We start from the raw sequence: 15,217 nt of genomic DNA on the forward strand, positions 1-15,217 counted from the left end.
AGGCGGCTGCTACTGATCAGGGGGTGGGCATGGGCACGCTGGCGCTGGTGGATGACGATCTGGCCGCAGGCCGGCTGGTGCGGCTGTTTCCGGAGGTCGTGCTGCACGGGGAGGGTTACCACATGCTCTATCGCAGCAGCGCCGACACCAATCCGGCACTGAAGACTTTCATCACGTGGTTGAAGCAGATGGGCCAAGCATCTTCGTTCGATCCGCAGCAGACCTGGCCGGCGGATTTTCCTGGCGAATACTGAGGGAGTCCGCCCCCGCGCCGGGCGCGGGGACAAACGCGGCGAGGATCAGTCCGCCGACTTGAGCACATGCACCTTGCGATCCGCGATCAGGTCCTTGGACTTCTCGCGATAGTCGGTCATGTGCGGCAGGGTGAAGTGCAGTTTCAGCGCTTCTTCGTCTTTCCACTTCTCGACGAAGGCAAAGGTATCCGGCCCCAGCGGCGCCTGGTTCGGGCCGAAGCCATCCACATCCACCACCAGTCCATATTCGATGCAACCTTCCTCGGCACGCACGGCGGCCAGGTTGGCACGGGCAATGGCCAGCAGCGCTTCGCGCTGGCCGGGCTTGGCGGTGATGACGGCGACGACGGTAACGGTGCTCATGCGGGAATTCTCCTATGCAAGGTGACAGACGCCGCCAGGGCGACGGCGCGGGGCCACCAGCATACGCGATTTGTCGCGCCTCAGTTGAGACGGATCTTTTCCAGCAATTGCGTGATGTTGTAGCGCATCAGCGAGAGGTAGTCCGGTGCCGGACCATCCGGTTTCGACAATGCATCGGCATACAGCTTGCCGCCCGGTGCTGTCCCGGATTCGCGGGCGATCTGCTGCAGCAGCTTGGGGTTGCTCATGTTCTCGAAGAACAGGGCCTTGATCTTCTCGCTGCGGATCTGGCGGATCAGGGAAGCCACCTCGCGGGCGCTGGGCTCGCTGTCGGTAGACACGCCCTGCGCAGCCAGGAAGCGCACCTTGTAGCGCGCACCGAAGTATTCAAAGGCGTCATGCGAGGTGATGACCTTGCGCTTGGCATCCGGGATCTGGCTGAACTGACGTGCAGCCCAGGCATCGAGGTCCTGCAGCTTGGCGACATAGGCCTCGCCATTCTTGCGGTAGACCTCGGCACCGGCCGGGTCCAGCTTGGCCAGGGCGATGACGATGTTGCGGGCGTAGACGATCACGTTCTGCGGATCCTGCCAGGCGTGCGGGTCGTCCTTGCCGTGATGTTCATGTCCGGCACCGTGGGCGTGATCGTCCTCATCGTCACCCACGCGCTCGCGCGGCTTGATGCCGGCCGAAGCCACCACGATGGGGCCACGGTAATTGGCCGACTGCGCCAGGCGCTCCATCCAGCCTTCGAAACCGAGGCCATTGACCACGATCAGTTTGGCACGCGAGACCGCCTTGATGTCATCCGGCGCGGGCTGGAAGACGTGCGCATCTTCATCCGGACCGACCAGGGTGGAGACGGCGATGCGCTCGCCGCCGACATTGGCGACCACGTCGCCCAGGATGCTGAAGCTGGCCAGCACCGGAATGCGCTCGGCAGCGGCCGCCGGCAGGCTAGCCGCCACGGCCAGGGCCGCCAGCAGCGCAGAGAGAGGACGAAACAGTTTCATGAATACTCCGGAAAAAGAGAAGCAGAAGAAATCAGCAATAGACAGGAGAAAGTGAAGTCTCAGGCCTGCAGGTGCGGTCGCCGCAACAGGCGCGGCAGCCAGCCGCGCGGGGCCAACAGCAGCGAAGCGGCATACAGCACGCCCGCGCAGACGATGATGACGGGGCCGGACGGCACCGAGGCGTAATACGAGATCAGCAGCCCCGCATACCCGGCCAGCGCCGCCTGCAGCACGCTGTTGCACAGCTGCGCGGGCAAGGTGTCGTGCCACAACCGAGCCGAGACCGCCGGCAGCATCATCAGGCCGACCGCCATCAAGGTACCCAGGGTCTGGAAGGAGGCGACCAGGTTCATCACCACCAGCATCAGGAATACCTGCTGGTAGATCGCGCCGCCGCTGCGTCCGCCGCCCACGGCCATATACGAGGGATCAAAACTCTCCAGCAGCAGCCCGCGATAGAGCGCGGCGATGCCCAGCACGCTGGCGCTGGCCACACCGGCAATGAGTACCAGGCCCTCGCTGTCCACGCCCAGTACGTTGCCGAAGAGGATGTGCAGCAGATCGAGCTGGGTGCCGTGGCGCGAAATCAGGATCACGCCCAGCGCCAGGGCCACCACGTAGATGGCGGCCAGGCTGGCGTCTTCCTTCAGTTCGGTATGGCGGCTGATCCAGCCGGCCACGGCCACCACCAGCACCCCGGCGGCAAACCCGCCGATGGACAGCGCCGGCAACGACAGGCCGAAGAAGATGAAACCCACCGCCACACCCGGCAGCACGGCGTGGCTCAAGGCCTCGCCGAACAGACTCATGCGGCGCAGGGTCAGCAGCACGCCCAGCGGGGCGCTGCCCAGCGCCAGGGCAAAGGCAGCCACCAAAGCGCGGCGCATGAAGGAAAATTCCAGGAACGGGGCAATGGCCAGCGTTTGCAACGTCGAAAGTACGCTCATGCCTGGCCTCCCGGGCTGGCGGCATGGTGCGCGTGGGGATGCCCATGTGAATGTTCATGCGCATGGTCATGCACGCGCGACAAGGCCAGCACTTCCGCCTCGCTCACCTCGCAGACGCCGGCATGCTCATCGACTGCTTCGGCCATGGCGCGGGCGCGCTGCAGGTTTTCTTCACACATGACTTCGGCCGTCTCGCCCCAGGCCACCACATTGCGCGCCAGCAGCAAGGTCTGCGGGAAGGCGCGGCGCACCTGGTCGTGGTCGTGCAGCACCGCAATGACGGTACGGCGTTCGGCATGCCAGGCGGAGATGATGCGCAGCAGGTCGCCGGTGGTGCGGGCGTCGATGGCATTGAAGGGTTCGTCCAGCAGGATCACCTCGGCATCCTGCAGCAGGATGCGGGCAAACAGCACGCGCTGGAACTGCCCGACCGAGAGGCTGGACACCGGGCGGCCGGCAAAACCGTCCAGCCCGACTGCCGCCAGCGCCTGCACCGCACGCTGGCGCATGGCGGCGTCGATGCCGCCCCAGTTGCCCTTGGCCTGCCAATAACCCAGTTGCACGCAGTCGATCACCGTGATGGGGAAGCTGCGGTCAATCTCGGCCTGCTGCGGCAGGTAGGCGATGCGGCGTGCATCGACATGGGTATGCACGCGTCCGTCATTGCAGCGTACCAGCCCCAGCATGGTCTTGAGCAGAGTGCTCTTGCCGGCCCCGTTGGGACCGACGATGGCGGTGAGCGAACCGCGCGCAAAGACCCCGTTGACATGGTGCAAGGCCGGGTGGCGGCGATAGCTGACGGTGAGGTTGTCCAGCGAGATGGCAGCATCCATGTCAGCCCTCCCTCAAGGCCCAGTGCACGCCCAGCCACAGCAGCAGGACTACGGGCACAACGGCCAGCACACGCTCCCACCAGGGGCTGGCGAGCACGCCTTGCTTCAACAGGAATCGAGAGAGAAACGACACGGCAGGCAATCTGAGAAGAAGCAACACGGGCACCGGACAAGGCGGCCAGCAAGGCCGGGAAGAGCACACTTGCCCGTTGGCGCAACCGAGTTGCAGAAACAGGAAAAGCAGGCATTATAATGCAACCCTGTTGCAGAATGTAACAACGCTGCAAATCTGCCCGTGGTCCGAGGCACAATGCCGCTCTGAGGGCGGATTTTCTGCCCTGGTTTGCAGTCTGTTTCCTTGCGTTGCCGGTTTGCCGCCCCCTTAAATTCCCTTTACAACAAGCACAAGAAAGAAGCCGCCCATGTTCCGACCCCGTCCATCGTTGCGCCTGATTCCTCTCGTCCTGCTGTCCCTGGCCAGCCTGCCTGCGCTGGCCGCCGATGAAGGCCATGACCATCATGGCAACCATCCCGCGCACGTGCACGGCGTGGGCAAGCTGGACGTGGCCCTGGAAGGCAACACCCTGACCCTGCACCTGGACAGCCCGCTGATCAACCTGGTCGGCTTCGAACACGCCGCCAGCAGCGGCAAGGACAAGGACACCGTGCGCGCCGCCGTCAAGAACCTGCGCGAGGTCAACCGCATGTTCGCCACCGATGCCGCCGCCCAGTGCAAGCCGGCCGAAGTGCAGCTGGAGTCGGCCGTGCTGACACCGGCCCTCCTGGGTGAGAAGACGCCCGCCAGCAGCGAGCCCGCCCCCAGCGATGGCCATGCCGACCTCGATGGCGATTTCACCCTGGTCTGCGCCACCCCCGGCGCACTCAATACGGTGGATGTGAGCGGCCTGTTTGCCGCCTTCCCCGGCTTCCAGCGCATCGACGTGCAACTGGCCACGCCCAAGAAGCAAGGTGCGGTGCAACTGGTGCCGGGCAGCGCCCTGATCCCCCTGAACTGATGCGCCGACCCGCCGGGGCCACCTGCCCCGGCAACCAGTCAGCCCAATGACAGGCACCGGCGCTATGATCGGCCCTCCCCTTCTGCCTCGGCGCTCCTGCGCTTTTCCTTCATGTTGTCATGACTCTCCCTGAACGCCCCTCCCCAGCCGCCGCCATCGCCATGCACGATCTGCGCTTCACCTGGCCCGGCCAGACGCACCCGGCGCTGGCCTTGCCGCATTTCCAGGTCGCGGCTGGTGAACATGTCTTCGTCAGCGGCCCCAGCGGCAGCGGCAAGAGCACCCTGCTGGCCGCCATCGGCGGCATCATCGTGCCGCAGGCCGGCACTGTGGAAGTCCTGGGCCAGCCCTTGCACAGTCTCTCGGCGGCGCGGCGGGACCGCTTCCGGGTGGATCACATCGGCTTCATCTTCCAGCAGTTCAATCTGCTGCCTTATCTGTCCATTCTTGACAACGTGCTGCTGCCCTGCCAGTTCTCGTCCTACCGCAGGGAGCGCGCCGGACAGCAAGGGGCCGATCTCAAGAGCGTGGCGCAATCCCTGCTGGCGGCGCTGGATCTGGCACCGGGCCTGTGGACGCGCCCCGTGACCCAACTCTCCATCGGCCAGCAGCAACGCGTGGCCGCTGCGCGCTCGCTGATCGGCCGTCCGGAAATCATCGTCGCCGATGAACCTACCTCGGCCCTCGACAGCGACCGCCAGCAAGCCTTCCTCGACCTGCTGCAGCGCGAATGCGCGCAGAGCGGCGCGGCACTGGTCTTCGTCAGCCACGACCAGCGTCTGGCCGAACGCTTCAACCGCCGCATCGCGCTGGAACAGTTGAACCAGGCCGCCCGTCCCGAGGAGGCCGCATGAAGCTGCTCCTGCGACTGGCCGCGCGCAGCGCCTGGAACCGGCGCTTCACGCTGGGGCTGATGCTGCTGGCCATTGCCCTCTCCACCACCATGCTGCTGGGCATCGAACGGGTACGCCATGAAGTGCGGGCCGGGTTCTCGCAATCGGTGTCCGGCACGGACCTGGTGGTCGGTGCGCGGACCAGTCCGATCCAGCTGATGCTGTACGCCATCTTCCGCATCGGCGGCGCCACCAACAACATGGGCTGGGACAGTGCCCAGGCCCTGGCACGCAATCCGGCGGTGGCCTGGACCATCCCGATCTCGCTGGGCGATTCGCACCGCGGCTTCCCGATGCTGGCCACCAATGGCGATTACTTCACCCATTTCCGCTATGGCAGCGGCCAGTCGCTCAAGCTGGCCCAAGGCCAGCCCTTCGCCGGCGTCTTCGATGCCGTGCTGGGGGCTGACGTGGCCGACAAGCTGCACTATCACCTCGGTGACGTCATCGTGCTGGCCCACGGCATGGGCGGTCTGGGGCTGACCCAGCACGCCGACAAACCCTTCAAGGTGGTCGGCATCCTGGCCCGCACCGGCACCCCGGTGGACCGCACGGTACATATCGGCCTGGATGGCATGCAGGCCATCCACCTTGACTGGGAAGGCGGTGCGCCCTTGCCGGGGGTGCATATCCCGGCCGAATTCGTGAAGAAATTCAACCTGACGCCGACCAGCATCACTGCCGTCCTGGTGGGCCTGAAGAGCCGCGCCCGCGTGTTCGCCGTGCAGCGCGCCATTGCCGATGGCGATGGCTTCAAGGAGCCCTTGATGGCCGTGCTGCCGGGCGTGGCGCTGGACCAGTTATGGGACGTGGTCGGCATCGGCGAGAACGCCTTGCTGGTGGTCTCGGGCATGGTGGTGGTGGTCGGCCTGGCCGGGCTGGTGGCGGCGATCCTGGCCAGCCTGGGCGAGCGGCGGCGCGAGCTGGCCATCCTGCGCTCGGTCGGGGCGCGTCCGCTGGATGTGCTGTGGCTGCTGTGCGTGGAGGGATTGGGCGTGATGCTGTGCGGCGTGCTGGCCGGTCTGTTGCTGCTGAGCGGACTGATCTGGGTGCTGGGGCCGATGCTGGCTGACCAGTTCGGCATCGCCCTGCATCCCGCCTGGCCGGCGGCAGGCGAATTACAATTGCTGCTCTGGACCGTGCTGGCCGGACTGGTGGCCAGCCTGTTGCCGGCCTGGCGCGCGTATCGCCTGAGCCTGTCGGACGGTCTGACACCAAGACTCTGATCTGGAAGCCATGATATGAAGACTCTTTACTGGATAGGCGGCATCGTGGTCGCCGGCCTGTGGGCCGGGCTCGGCGTGCGCCTGCTCTCGCAAGTCAACGCCCACGCGGCCCCGGCGGCCGCGCCTGCAGCGGTCAGCGCAGCCCCGGCGACGTCTGCCGCGCTGGCCGGCGCGGTCCCCGCCGTCACGGCACGCGCCGATGCCGGCAGCACCGTGCCGGGCGTGGCGGACGCATCCAATGGCCCCTACAAGGTCGGCGACCAGTTGCAGCAAAGTGCCGCCGTGACCGAAAAGCCTTACCAGGCCTCGGGCAAGATGGTGAACGGCTTCCAGGAGATCGCCTGGGAATCGTTGATCCCCAAGGACTGGGACCCGATGGCCCCCTTCAAGGGCTTGAAACTGGACCAGATGACCGATGACGATCCGCGTGCCGATGCGGCGCTGTGGAAGGCCAAGAAATACTGGAAGGATGCCCCGGTCGACCCGGCCATGGAAGGCAAGCCGGTGCGCCTGCCCGGCTTTGTGGTATCCCTGGACCGGGAAGGCGAGGCACTCAAGGAATTCCTGCTGGTACCCTACTTCGGTGCCTGCATTCACGTGCCGCCACCGCCGGCCAACCAGATCATTCACGTCAAGAGCGCCAAGGCCGTCAAGAATGTGCGCACCATGGATGCGGTGTGGATCAGCGGCGTGCTCAAGGTGGAACGCTCGGATTCTTCCATGGGCGCATCCAGCTACAGCATGAAAGCGGTCAGCGTTGAACCCTACAGCGCGCCGGACAAGAGCTGAGTCGTCGCCCGACGGCTTATCCCCAGTTTCTCCGCTGCCTCCGCCAAGGCCTGCCCTGCGCAGGCCTTATCCACATTTTACGGGGGCAAGCTTGTGGACAAGGCTTTGACAAGCCACCCAAGCCCTTGATTCTTCAGTACTTTTCCCTCCCGCCTCGGCAGTGCGCAGAAATGGTGCAGTCGCCTTCCGCCCATCTCGCGGCCCTGACTTGTCCCCGTCCCTTGAGCGGATATCCACATTTTTTGGGAGCAAGCCTGTGGAGAAGCGCTGGGCAAGTCAGGCAAGGTCTTGATTGCAAAGGACTTTCCTTAGCCGAGGCAGCAGCAGGCAAAAACCGGGCAGCCCGGCAGACCCGATAAGCGTTGCAGGACCTGCAAGGATATCCACATTTTCTGGGAGCAAGCTTGTGGAGAAGCACTTGACAAGCCACTCAAGCCGTTGATTCCAAACAACTTTTCATTAACGCAACTGCGGCTGGCAAAGACCACCCAAATACGCCCGACCTTGGCTTTTCAGCTTGCTCCGGACTCGAAATACGGCATTGCCAGGCGCTTCCGGCAGGATATCCACATATTTTGGGAGCAAGCCTGTGGACAAGCGCTTGACAAGAGATCCAAGTAATTGATTACAAAGGAAAAACCATTTCAGATGCAAACCCGGGCAGTTTTTTGGCGCACCAGTCCGTCCGCCGCAAAGCCGCGCCCAGACTGGCCGAGCGGGGTGATATCCACACTTTTTGGGAGCAAGCCTGTGGAAAAGCACTGGACAAGCCACTCAAGCCATTGATTATTAAGGGTTTTATGAAAAATGATACGAGACGGGCAACGCCCGTTGGCCTGCAGCCCTTGCATGGATATCCACATTTTTTGGGAGCAAGCCTGTGGAAAAGCGCTGGGTAAGCGCATCAAGTCGTTGATTGCAAAGGGAATTCACCGCTAGGGCAGCGGATGGGCAATCGGCGGGCAACAGCGGGAGGCGGGGAAGGAGAAAGCGATGGGCAGGCCCCGCTGACGGAGCCTGCCCGGAAGGGAGGGACGCACCCCGCGCCGCGCACCGACAAGCTTGCGCCTGACGGGAAGGGAGGACCGCGGCTTCCATTACGTGTGCGACCTGCCGGGTTACGACGCCACTGTCCGGCCTGGGCGTGAAGCATGAAGCTGGGAGAAACTGGCTGACCCGCAGAAAAAAAGGCCTGCGACGCGCTCGCATCGCAGGCAACAACATCTGCACAGGGTCAGAGGAGACGTGTTGAAGTCTAGTGGCCGCGTATGACCGCGCCATGACAGTGCACAGGGGATATGAAGGAAAAAGCGAGAGCGGCAGCGGCCGGGAGAAAAGTGATACCGAAAGTGATACCGAAAGTGATACCGAAAATGTCATGAAGCCGTCATAACGACGAACTATAGTGTGAACCTTAGTGCGGTACATGCAACCGATATGCATGATCGCATGGTGTGTTGGACATCTGTCCAGCACACCCTCCTCTCGGAGGCGTCCGCCTCCATGACATTCCCGAACTACATTACTGAAGAAAAACGACGGACGTCTTACCAGACGCCTTCGATGGCCGTGGCCTGCAGTTTGATGCGCGAGACTTCGCCATCGGCGCCTTGCAGGGCCAGGTCATCCGGCATGACCTTGGGCGGCTTGCGGAACCATTCCAGGCACAGTTGCGAGAGATTGGTCAGCGCCTTCTTGGCGATAAACTGCTGCAGCAGCTCGCGTGTCAGTTCCAGGTTGGAAGCCAGGTAGAAATCGCCCGGCTTGGCCAGCGCCTGCACGTCCGCGCTCATGCGCTGCAGGTCTTTCTGGAACATCTGGCGCGGCACCGGCAGCGGGTGGCCGGCCGAGACCAGCAGCTCCTGGAACAGCGGTGCCATGAAGTCCAGCGCATAGCCATCGCACTGCACCCAGGCGTGGAAGGCATCCTGGTGGCTGGTCACGCTTTGGCCGTCATCCCCCAGTGAACCGAAGGACAGCGCACCGCCCCCATCTTCACGAATCAGGTAGAAAGCCGCACCGGCGACGGGGAAGGCATTGCGCTTGTAGAACTTCTTGAGGATCTGGGCGGCGGTGACGGAAAAGAAGAAACTGGCGGCCGGGATGTCCGCTTCCACGCTGTGCAGCACGGAATGGATGACGCGGAAGATGCGTTGGTAATCGGCCAGGGGGATCAATGGGCGCAGGTTCTGCGCGGAGGAATGTGAGCTTTGCATGGGCGCTATTTTCTCATGGAAAAGAACGGGCAAGCCGCTAGGCCGCTCCACGGGCGTGCCGGACTGCACACTCCCGTTGCGTGACGCGCTTTGGAACAAAAGCGGCTGCACGACTTGCCGTTCCACCCTCAAGACATGTTTACTACGCAAAACTCTGCTGCTACTGCTACGGCTACTTCAACTGCTGCTACGCACTGCAACTGCAACTACCACTACAAATCAATTGCAAAACGAAACGACATTGGTTCACTGCTGCTGCGGATGCTTGCTGTCGTTGCAGACACTACCCCTAGTGCCACGCAACGGTACTGCCTTTGCTGCTTCACTTCCCCTCGCTTCACTTCCCCTTACTTCCCCTCACTTACCCTGCTATCCCTCGCCCCCAGGCACTGCTCCCCTGGAATTCAATCCGGCTTCTTCGGCTCCTGCATGAAGCAGGTGCAATCAACATCGTGATACTGTGCGCAGTGCTGCAGCGACGGCCGGGTCAGGCCATTGTCGAACAGCGAACGGTCTTCGGCATCCACCTTCACGTAGCGCAGGGCCGAAGCCATCACCTGCTGGTCGCGCCGGCCGATGTCGTCCAGCGACACTTCCAGGCTGCCCCACTCCTTGTCGGTCTTGACGAAGAGATACATCAGCACGGTGCAGAAAACCAGATAACTGATGAACATCAGGGTGATTTCACCCGGTACGGATTCGGTAACGAAATGCATGGCTGGCTCCTAAGGCAAGATTCTTGGTCAAGGTCTTGCGTGCCAGTCACGACCCCACTGTGTGGTCGGGGGTCCGGGGCACAGACCGTGTTTCATTGGTTCCCATGGTAGTGGCCCAACGTGACTGCGAACATCGGGGAATTCCTGATCCTGCAACGCGGCTTGTCAGCTCGACAGCAAGCTGGCACAAGGCTTTGCCGCATATCAAGCTCTTCCATGACCTGTAGAAGTTACGTGAATTTCATGCCGAGCTGCCGCAGGGAAACAGCCGAAAAAAAACCCGCCAGGCTTGCGCATGGCGGGTTCAGGCTCGAATTGTCCAAGTCCAAGGACGTCTGAGGAGACGCCCTCAATGTACCGGGCCACGCAGCGGCTGAAAACGAAGCATTCGTCATGCGCTTATGCCGTTGACGTATAAGCCGCCCGACGTCCCCTCTCAGCTGGCCTTGACGGGCAGCCAGCGCTCCACCAGCCGGGTCCAGAAGGCGGCTCCCACCGGGATGTTGGCATCATTGAAATCGTAGCCTGCGTTGTGCAGCATGGGCTGGCCCTGCCCGTTGCCCACCCGCAAGAAGCAGCCAGGGCGCTGTTGCAGGAAGTAGGCAAAATCCTCGCTGCCGGCAATCGGACCGAAGGGCGCGATCACCTTCTCCGCACCCACCAGTTCCTCAGCCACGCTGCGGGCGAATTCGGTTTCGGCATCGCTGTTGACCAGCACCGGATAGCCGCGCAGGTACTCGATGTCTGCCCGCGCACCGTAGCTCTCGGCATGCAGCGCCACCAAGGCGCGGATGCGTTCTTCCAGCAATGCGCGCACCTCGGGCTTGAAGGAGCGCACGCTCAACTCCAGCGTGGCGAATTCGGGAATCACGTTGGAGGCCTTGCCCGCATGCAGGCTGCCAACCGTGACCACCGCCGTTTCCATCGGATCGACATTGCGCGAGACCACCGTCTGCAAGGCCATCACCAGGCTGGCTGCAGCCACCACCGGATCGACCGACAGGTGCGGACGCGCCGCGTGGCTGCCGCGCCCGGTGAGACGGATCTTGACGGTATCGCAGGCGGCCATGAAGGGGCCGCTCCTGAACATGAACGTGCCCGCTTCCACGCCCGGATGATTGTGGATGCCGAAGACGGCATCGCAGGGAAAACGTTCGAAGAGCCCATCGGCCAGCATCTTCTGCGCGCCGCTGTCGAAGCCGGCTTCCTCGGCCGGCTGGAAGATCAGGTGCAGCGTGCCGTCAAAACGGCGCGTGCGGGCCAGGTGCTTGGCCGCGCCCAGCAGCATGGCGGTGTGACCATCATGGCCGCAGGCGTGCATGGCACCGGGATTGACACTGGCCCAGTCCAGGCCGGTTTCTTCGTGGATAGGCAAGGCATCCATGTCGGCGCGCAGGCCAATGCTGCGGGCACTGGTGCCGGCTTTGAGGGTGGCGACCAGGCCATTGCCGCCGATGTGGCGGGTGACGGCATAGCCCCACTCTTCCAGGCGCGCGGCGACCAGGGCGGCGGTATCGACTTCCTCGAAGGACAGTTCGGGATGCTGGTGCAGATGGCGGCGGATGCCGGTGATTTCGTCGTGGATATCGTGCAGGTCGGCGACCTCGCACAGGGCGTGTTCATGCGGGTGACTCATTGTTTCTCCGTGGGGGATGGGCGTCGCGCCAGCACATCGCGGCCCTGCTCGGCCAGGTCCCAGAACAGGCCCGCCATCAGCTGCAGCGACTCGCGCGACACGCTGGCCAGTATATGCTCGTTGGGCGCGTGCTGTGAGCAGGCCGGATAGGAGTGCGGCACCCACAGCGTCGGCAGGCCGAGGGTCTCGGAGAAGACATCGTTGGGCAGCGAGCCCCCCAGGTTGGGCAGCAAGGTCGGTGTCTTGCCGGTGCTCTCCTGCAGCGAGGCCAGGCCCCAGCGCACCCATTCATCATCCGGATCGAGCCGGGTCGCGGAAAACTGCACGCCCGACAGCGTCACCTGCACATCGTCATAGCCGTGCTCATCCAGATGTGCGCGGATGTGTTCGATGAAATGCGCATCATCGCTGCCGACCACGAAACGGATCTGGCAATGCGCCGTGGCACGCCCCGGAATGGCATTGACGGGCGCCTCCGGATTGCCGGTCTTGAAGGCCAGCACTTCCAGCGTATTCCAGCCGAAGACGCGCTCGGCGGGCGTGAGGTCGGGCTCGCCCCAATCCGGATCGATCTCGGGATCGGTGGGACCGCCGCCCAGCTTGACGCTGGCCAGCGCCTTGCGCACGCTCTGCGGCAAGGCATCGGGCAGCAATGCCGGCACGCGGATGGCACCGCGTTCATCGACCAGGCAGGCGATCGCATTGGCCAGGCGCACGCCGGGATTGCGCAGCAGGCCGCCCCAGTTGCCGGAGTGATGGCCGCCGTCGCGCAGGTGGCAGGTCAGATCAAAGTTGCAGCCGCCGCGCGAGCCCAGGAACATGGTCGGCGTGGGAGCATTCACGCGCGGGCCGTCGGAGGCGATGAAGAGATCGGCCTTCAGGCGCGCTGCGTACTGGCGGCAGACTTCGTTCAAGCCGGGTGAACCGGTTTCCTCGCCCATTTCCAGAATCAGCTTGACGTTGTAGCCGAGCTTGCCGCCGCGCACCTTCATGACTTCTTCCAGCGCGGCCAGGTTGATGGTGTGCTGGGCCTTGTTGTCGGCGATGCCGCGTCCGTACCAGCGTTCGCCCTCGACCACGATCTCCCACGGCGAGAGGCCGGCGCGCCATTGATTGTCATAGCCGCGCACCACGTCGCCATGCCCGTAGGTCAGCAAGGTGAAAGCGGCCCCCTCTTCGATGCGCTCGGCGATCAGGAAGGGACTGCCGCCCGGCAACGGATTGTCGATCACTTCGCAGTCAAAGCCCAGCGTGACCAGATAGGGCGTGATCTCCTGGTGCAGGTAGTCGTAGAGGATGGGCAGGCTGGCCGCTTCCTGGCTTTCGGTACGGATGGCCACGCGGCGCTTCAGGGTTTCCATGAAACGGCCGTCGTCGAAGTAAGCCTGTACGCCGGCGATGGCTTGTGCTCTGCTCATGCTGCTGCTCCTTGGTTTTTTTCAGTTTGGTTCATGTGTTCAGGCGGCTGCGGCCAGCGCCGGAATACCCAGGCCCGGATCGGGCGTCAGCGCCGAGGCCAGCAGCATGCGGGTATACGGATGCTGGGGATCGCTGAAGAGTTGTTCACGTGAGGCCAATTCCACGATGCTGCCCTTGTTCATCACGGCCACCCGGTCCACCAGGTGCTCCACCACGCCCAGGTCGTGGCTGATGAAGAGGTAGGTCAGCCCGAACTCGGCCTTCAGATCCAGCAGCAGGTTCAGGATCTGCGCCTGCACCGACACATCCAGCGCCGAGGTCGGTTCATCGCAGATGAGGATGTCGGGCCGCAGGATCAGTGCCCGCGCAATCGCCACCCGCTGCCGCTGGCCGCCGGAGAGCTGATTGGGATATTGCGTGTGGGTGCGCTCCGGCATGCCCACCAGATCGAGGATCTGGCGCACCTGGCGATTGCGCTCGGCCGCATTGCCGATGCCATGCAGCTTCAGCGGCAAGCCGACGATCTCGCCCACGGTCTTGCGCGGATTGAGCGACGAATACGGATCCTGGAAGATCGGCTGGATGTGACGTGCATGCGCGCGGCGCTCGGTCGGATCGACCTCCTGGCCGTTGATGAGCACGTTGCCCGAGGTCGGCGCCAGCAGGCCCAGCAGCATCTTGGCCAGGGTGCTCTTGCCGCAGCCGGACTCGCCAACCAGGCCCAGCGTCTCGCCGCGATAAAGACGCAGCGACACGTCATCGACCGCCTTCAGTTCACCCGGTGCCTGGAACAGCCCGCGCTTGAGCGGATACACCTTCGACAGGGCGCACAGTTCCAGCGCGATGTCGTCCAGCGGTGGCCGTGGTGTCAGGGAAGTGTTCATGCTGCCACCTCCATCGCCGACACCGGCGCATCGAGCTTGAAACAGCGCGCCTCATGCGGCAAGCCGGGGCCGCCCTGCTGCACCATGGGCGGATCCTGTTCGCAGCCGCTGTCGGCCAGGGTACAGCGATTGCGGAAGGCGCAGCCGCTGACCTGCCCGACCAGGCTGGGCACCACGCCCGGAATGGCTTGCAGCCTGCTGCCCGGCAAGGTTTTGCCGCGCACCGGGATGCAATTTAGCAAGCCACGCGTGTAGGGATGGCGCGGCTGGGCGAAGAGTTGCGCCACGCCGCTGGTCTCCACCACCTGCCCCGCATACATCACGGCCACGCGATCGGCGATGCGCGAGACCACGCCCAGGTCGTGCGTGATGAAGATGACGGCAGTCCCGAACTCCTGCTGCAGTTCGCGGATCATGCGCAGGATCTGCGCCTGAATGGTCACGTCCAGTGCGGTAGTGGGTTCATCGGCGATGATCAGGTCCGGGCTGCACATGAGCGACATGGCGATCATCACGCGCTGGCGCAGGCCGCCGGAGAGCTGGTGCGGATACTGGCGCAGGCGGTCTTCGGCGTTAGTGATGCCGGTCCGGTGCAGCAGGTAGAGCGCACGTTCGCGCGCCTCGCCCCGCGTCACCCCCGGCTGCTGCAGCATCGCCTCGCAGAGCTGGTTGCCCAGCGTGTAGGCGGGGTTCAGCGACGTCATCGGCTCCTGGAAGATCATCGACATGCGCTTGCCGCGCAACTGCATGCGCTGCCGTTCGCTCATGGTGTTGAGATCCGCGCCATCGAAGAGGATGTGGTCGGCACTGCATTGCGCCTTGCGCGGCAACAGCCCCATCAAGGCCAGCGAAGTCATGGACTTGCCGCAGCCGGACTCGCCGACCAGACACAACATCTCTCCCTTGCGCACCTGAAAATCGATGCCGCGCACGGCATGCAGCATGCCGTTTTCGGTGGGCAGATCCACCTTCAGGTTCTTCACGTCCAGCAATATGCTCATGGTGTGCTCCT

Annotated in this window: 16 protein-coding genes; 5 read left to right on the plus strand and 11 right to left on the minus strand. The window is 63.8% G+C overall.

The genetic code is table 11. The annotated features are described in order from the left end of the window. Positions 1-254, plus strand: a 254-nt coding sequence (locus B3873_RS09850) for a LysR substrate-binding domain-containing protein (RefSeq protein ID WP_286865673.1), incomplete at its 5' end; no start/stop codon positions are given. 45 nt (positions 255-299) lie between these two features. On the opposite strand, the gene B3873_RS09855 is transcribed toward B3873_RS09850, so the two are convergent. From B3873_RS09855 to B3873_RS09875, 5 genes are all read right to left on the minus strand, one after another. After that, positions 300-617 (minus strand): putative quinol monooxygenase, encoded by a 318-nt coding sequence (locus B3873_RS09855; RefSeq protein ID WP_286865674.1) that lies wholly within the window; start codon positions 615-617, stop codon positions 300-302. A gap of 80 nt (positions 618-697) precedes the next feature. Then, positions 698-1,630 (minus strand): metal ABC transporter substrate-binding protein, encoded by a 933-nt coding sequence (locus tag B3873_RS09860; protein WP_286865675.1) that lies wholly within the window; start codon positions 1,628-1,630, stop codon positions 698-700. Positions 1,631-1,689: 59 nt separating this feature from the next. Further along, positions 1,690-2,577 carry a metal ABC transporter permease gene (locus B3873_RS09865; protein ID WP_039784850.1) on the minus strand — a complete coding sequence of 296 codons (888 nt, stop codon included), beginning with the start codon at positions 2,575-2,577 and terminating at the stop codon, positions 1,690-1,692. Then, a complete protein-coding gene (locus tag B3873_RS09870) occupies positions 2,574-3,410 on the minus strand; it encodes a metal ABC transporter ATP-binding protein (RefSeq protein WP_286865677.1) in 837 nt (278 codons plus the stop codon). Before B3873_RS09870 ends, B3873_RS09865 begins: the two co-directional genes overlap by 4 nt. 1 nt (position 3,411) lies before the next feature. After that, positions 3,412-3,543 (minus strand): hypothetical protein, encoded by a 132-nt coding sequence (locus tag B3873_RS09875; RefSeq protein ID WP_286865679.1) that lies wholly within the window; start codon positions 3,541-3,543, stop codon positions 3,412-3,414. Between the two features lie 289 nt (positions 3,544-3,832). Between B3873_RS09875 and B3873_RS09880 the strand changes: the two genes are divergently transcribed. The 4 genes from B3873_RS09880 (at position 3,833) to B3873_RS09895 (ending at position 7,334) form a co-directional block, all read left to right on the plus strand. Continuing rightward, complete coding sequence (locus B3873_RS09880) at positions 3,833-4,426, plus strand: DUF2796 domain-containing protein (RefSeq protein ID WP_209535640.1); 594 nt, start codon at positions 3,833-3,835, stop codon at positions 4,424-4,426. Positions 4,427-4,545: 119 nt separating this feature from the next. Then, complete coding sequence (locus B3873_RS09885) at positions 4,546-5,280, plus strand: ABC transporter ATP-binding protein (protein ID WP_286865682.1); 735 nt, start codon at positions 4,546-4,548, stop codon at positions 5,278-5,280. Beyond that, positions 5,277-6,545, plus strand: a complete 1,269-nt coding sequence (locus tag B3873_RS09890; RefSeq protein WP_286865683.1) for an ABC transporter permease — start codon at positions 5,277-5,279, stop codon at positions 6,543-6,545. The genes B3873_RS09885 and B3873_RS09890 overlap by 4 nt, the downstream gene beginning before the upstream one ends. Positions 6,546-6,560: 15 nt before the next feature. Next, positions 6,561-7,334, plus strand: a complete 774-nt coding sequence (locus B3873_RS09895; protein ID WP_121042167.1) for a DUF3299 domain-containing protein — start codon at positions 6,561-6,563, stop codon at positions 7,332-7,334. Positions 7,335-8,881: 1,547 nt separating this feature from the next. Here the strand turns inward: B3873_RS09895 and B3873_RS09900 are convergent. From B3873_RS09900 to B3873_RS09925, 6 genes are all read right to left on the minus strand, one after another. Beyond that, entirely contained in the window at positions 8,882-9,550 is a 669-nt protein-coding gene (locus tag B3873_RS09900; protein ID WP_286865686.1) for a DUF2026 family protein, read from the minus strand. A gap of 404 nt (positions 9,551-9,954) precedes the next feature. Continuing rightward, on the minus strand, positions 9,955-10,266 hold the full coding sequence (locus tag B3873_RS09905) for a hypothetical protein (RefSeq protein ID WP_121042171.1): 312 nt from the start codon (positions 10,264-10,266) through the stop codon (positions 9,955-9,957). 436 nt (positions 10,267-10,702) lie between these two features. Beyond that, positions 10,703-11,902: a M20 aminoacylase family protein gene (locus B3873_RS09910; RefSeq protein ID WP_286865689.1), complete on the minus strand. Its 1,200-nt coding sequence runs from the start codon at positions 11,900-11,902 to the stop codon at positions 10,703-10,705. Next, positions 11,899-13,320 (minus strand): M20 family metallopeptidase, encoded by a 1,422-nt coding sequence (locus B3873_RS09915; protein ID WP_286865691.1) that lies wholly within the window; start codon positions 13,318-13,320, stop codon positions 11,899-11,901. Before B3873_RS09915 ends, B3873_RS09910 begins: the two co-directional genes overlap by 4 nt. 39 nt (positions 13,321-13,359) lie before the next feature. Further along, positions 13,360-14,205 (minus strand): ATP-binding cassette domain-containing protein, encoded by an 846-nt coding sequence (locus tag B3873_RS09920; protein WP_252695259.1) that lies wholly within the window; start codon positions 14,203-14,205, stop codon positions 13,360-13,362. Further along, on the minus strand, positions 14,202-15,206 hold the full coding sequence (locus B3873_RS09925) for an ABC transporter ATP-binding protein (RefSeq protein WP_286865696.1): 1,005 nt from the start codon (positions 15,204-15,206) through the stop codon (positions 14,202-14,204). Before B3873_RS09925 ends, B3873_RS09920 begins: the two co-directional genes overlap by 4 nt. Positions 15,207-15,217 lie beyond the last annotated feature (11 nt).

Origin of the sequence: Herbaspirillum sp. UBA812 (genome assembly GCF_002296545.1) — a bacterium.
Lineage (GTDB): Bacteria > Pseudomonadota > Gammaproteobacteria > Burkholderiales > Burkholderiaceae_D > Herbaspirillum > Herbaspirillum huttiense.